Consider the following 3,992-nt stretch of genomic DNA (forward strand, 5'->3'; position numbering starts at 1 on the left):
ACCCGTCCATCTGCCATCTGTATCTGGTGACGGCCAAGGGGCCTAAAGGCGAAGTCAGCGAATGGGAACTGCCCGGACCTTTTTAGACCGGCGGCCAAGAATTGATATCTGAGCATTGCAAAACATCTTTTCGCAAGGAATTTACAAATGATAAATAGAAATGCTTTTTTTACCCTTTCAGCGCTGAGCACCATTCTGCTGATGTCCGGTCAGCGCACGCTCGCCGCCGACAACGTTACGGGGACGTTGGTCCGGACCATCGAGGCCTCGGCATTCAATCCACCCAGCCCGGACACTAGCGGCCTGACTTATCTTAGTTTCAGCAATACATTGCTGCTCAGCGACGGCGAGGTCAACGAGATGCCGGTTTATTTTACCGGAGACAATCTGTTTGAAATGACGCTGCTCGGCGAACTGATTGCCACGGCATCCACTACGAATTTATCTCAGTCCGGCTATACAAATGAGCCGAATGGCCTCGCCTCCAATCCAAATGATGGCCATCTGTTCGTCTCTTCCGATGACGACAAATCCATCTACGAGATCAATCCGGGGCCCGAGGGGCAACTGTTTACCGCCGATGACATCCAAACCTCGTTTTCCACCAGTGCCTTCGGCAGCAATGACCCGGAAGGCATTGCTTACGATGCCGCGGAAGGCGCGCTTTATATCGCCGACGGACTGAACTCGGAAGTGTATAAGATTCTGCCCGGTCCGGACGGCCGTTTCGATACGCCGCTCGATAATCAGGTCAGCTCTTTCGATACCGAGAGCCTTGGCGTGCATGATCCTGAAGGCATAGATCTTATAGCGCCCGGCGAGCTATACCTGGTCGGAAAGCCGGCCACGCGCATGGCCCACATTTACACCGCCGGCCCCCTGCTCAGGTACGTCGATATTAGCCAGGCAAACGCGGACAAACCCGCGGGAATAGCCGTGGCACCAGGCAGTTCGGAGCCATCCGTGTTAAACGCCTACATCGCCGACCGGGGCGTCGACAATGATAAAGACCCCAACGAAAATGACGGCAAAGTCTATGAAATTTCCGTGCCGCCAGTTCCTGCCGGCAATCGCGCCCCCGGCGTCGCGGCGGGGCCGGACCTGACCATCGTCCTGCCGGCCGACGCCACACTGGACGGCGCGGTCGTGGATGACGGCCTCGGCCCGATCACGTCGACCTGGAGCAAGGTCAGCGGCCCCGGCACGGTGACTTTCGGCGATGTTAGCGCGGTCGATACCACGGCCAGTTTCAACGCGATCGGACGCTATGTGTTGCGTCTGACGGCCAGCGACGGTCAATTGTCCGCCAGTGATGAGGTAGAGGTACAGGCGCGCCAGCCCTTCTCGGCACCTTTCACTACCATCTATGTTTCTACCACCAGCAGCGACAAGATTGGCAGTTTAACTTTCGCCGACGAGGATATCATCGCCTTTGACACGGCCAGCGAGACCTGGTCCATGTATTTCGACGGTTCGGTTGTAGGACTCGATCTCAGCGGCATGGACGTTAACGCCTTCGAAATCATGAACGACGGCAGCATTCTGCTTAGTTTCGATGATCCGGCCACGGTCACGATCAATGGCGTTCCCACGCTCGTCGAGCCTTCCGATATCGTACGTTTTATTCCCACCTCGCTCGGCAACAATACCGCCGGCGTCTTCGAGTGGTTCTTCGACGGCTCGGACGTCGGACTGGATACAATCGATGAAAACATCGATGCGATTTCGTTCCTTCCGGACGGCCGCCTGGTCATCAGCGTGACCGCACGCTACACCGTACCCGGTCTGAAAGGCCTGGATGAAGACCTGATCGCCTTCAGCGCCAGCGACCTCGGCGAAGAAACAAGCGGCACCTGGTCCATGTATTTCGACGGTTCCAAGGTGGGTATGAGCGATGGCGGAGACGGCGAGGACATCAATGGCGTCTGGCTCGATAGCAATAATGGCGACAACAGCAATATTTACCTGACCACCAAGGGCTCATTCCTGGTCAACGTCGCCAGCGGTGGCGCCGATGACATCTTCAGGTGCATTCCGAGTTCGACCGGAACGGCGATTGCATGCGACTATGATTTCACCTGGGACGGCATTAACAATGGACTGCCGCCAGGAACCGTCGTGGATGGCATCGCTTTATCGCGCGAACTGTCCGGAGGAATAGCCGATACCATACCGCCTACCGTGAGTCTGACGGCCCCGGTATCCGGCGACACTGTTGCCGGCACGGTGACCCTCACGGCCGATGCCGCGGATAATATCGGCGTGGCAGGCGTGCAGTTCCGCGTCGATGGAAATCCGCTAGGCGCTGAGGACTCCAGCCCGCCTTATGCCACTTCCTGGGACGCTACCACGGTGCCTGATGGCCAGCACAGCTTGACCGCCGTGGCGAGGGACGTTGCCGGCAATATGACTGAGTCTAATACGGTTCTGGTGATGGTGGAAAATAATCCGCCGCCCGCCGATACAACTCCGCCCACGGTAAGCCTGACGGCACCGGTCGATGGCGCCACGGTTTCCGGCACGGTCAGCCTCACGGCGGATGCCGCGGATGATGTCGGCGTGGCAGGTGTACAGTTCCAGCTTGACGGAAATCCGCTAGAGGCCGAGGTGACCACGGCGCCCTATGCCATTTCCTGGGACACCACCACAGCAGCTGCCGGCACGCACACGTTGACGGCGGTGGCGAGAGACGCTGCCGGCAATACAACGGTTGCCAGCGCTGTTTCGGTAACCGTGAGCAATCCGCCGGCTACTCTGACCTTTACCCCAACGGCGGATGCCGCCATCAAGGCTGACTTACCTAATAAAAACTACGGGGCCTCGGTCAATTTGGGCGCGAGAAACAGCCCGAGCCCGGTGGAGGATTTTCTGATGAAACTGACCGTTTCAGGAGTAGGCTCGCGGTCGATCGTCAGCGCCAGGCTGCGTCTGTACAACGTCGATTCCTCGGATAAAGGCGGCGACTTCTACGCCATCGCCGACACCTCCTGGACCGAGAGCGGCGTTACCTGGAGCAACGCTCCGGCGGCTGGATCGCTGGTGGCCTCCCTGGGCGCCGTGACCAAAGACACCTGGTATGAAGTGGATGTCACCTCCCTGATCACGGGCGATGGCGTCTTCGGCCTGCGGGTGAAATCGACTTCCAGCAACTGGGTCGGCTACGGATCGAAGGAAAGGGCCGGGGTTATTCCGGAGCTGGTCGTCACGATCGAGTAAACGAGGGCAATTTGAGCATGGTGGCCGACTGGCGAATCAAGCTCGTCCGGCCATCTCAATAATTTGATATAGCGAGGATTTCTCAGATGAATGCGATATGCGCATAAAGCCGGTCCCAATCCGGCATCAGGATAGATAAGTTATTAATATCATGCGGTTAGGGTTTGGCTAAAAATGACTTCCTGAAACTGGAATTTTGCACAGGCTGTGCTGAGCACTGAAGCGCATCGCTCGCGAACGATACCCTAAAGGGCACAAGTGCGCCTCCTGGCGTCGGCACATCCTATGTTTAAACTGGGACGTTATTGACGACCAAATCTTTAGTTGTATTCAGGATGATTTTACAAAGTGTCGCCAGCGTCTGGCAGGCGCTGGCCGCCAATTGATAATGCTTCAGTAAAAGGCCGGCCGATGGCCTTGCTTCTCGCGCTCTCCGCTACCGGCGGAGACGTTCTCAGTGCAGTGAACGGGACGGAATTACCCGGTAAGTATCATCAGTACACACGCGGCGATCGCATCCAGATCGCTTCAAATTAATCATCAAACAACGCCTTATGAGGATTAACTAATGAATAACGGCATGACAAAGACCTATTTAACCAAGTTTTCCGCGCTCTTTTTCAGCGCCCTGCTGATTTACGGGGCGGGAAACCCTTCAACCGTGGCGGCCGGTCCGGACGCCACGCTCACGCTTACCCGGGTCGTCGACACCGACGATTTATTCGACGAGGATTTTTTCAGCGCCGGCCATCCGGGCTTTCCGGGCGTCGGCTTCC

Annotated in this window: 2 protein-coding genes; both read left to right on the forward strand. The window is 57.2% G+C overall.

The window, feature by feature from the left end; all coding sequences use genetic code 11:
• The first annotated feature begins 147 nt into the window (after nt 1-147).
• A complete protein-coding gene (locus EK22_RS23360) occupies nt 148-3,216 on the forward strand; it encodes an Ig-like domain-containing protein (RefSeq protein WP_051962022.1) in 3,069 nt (1,022 codons plus the stop codon).
• A gap of 580 nt (nt 3,217-3,796) precedes the next feature.
• Nucleotides 3,797-3,992, forward strand: a 196-nt coding sequence (locus tag EK22_RS21645; protein ID WP_152565188.1) for a hypothetical protein, incomplete at its 3' end; no start/stop codon positions are given.

This window comes from Methylobacter sp. BBA5.1 (assembly GCF_000746145.1).
Taxonomy (GTDB): Bacteria; Pseudomonadota; Gammaproteobacteria; order Methylococcales; family Methylomonadaceae; genus Methylobacter; species Methylobacter marinus.

Bases quoted from the DNA above. Each gene is read 5' to 3' on its own strand.
- EK22_RS23360 (WP_051962022.1), top strand. From the start codon at position 148: ATGATAAATAGAAATGCTTTTTTTACCCTTTCAGCGCTGAGCACCATT.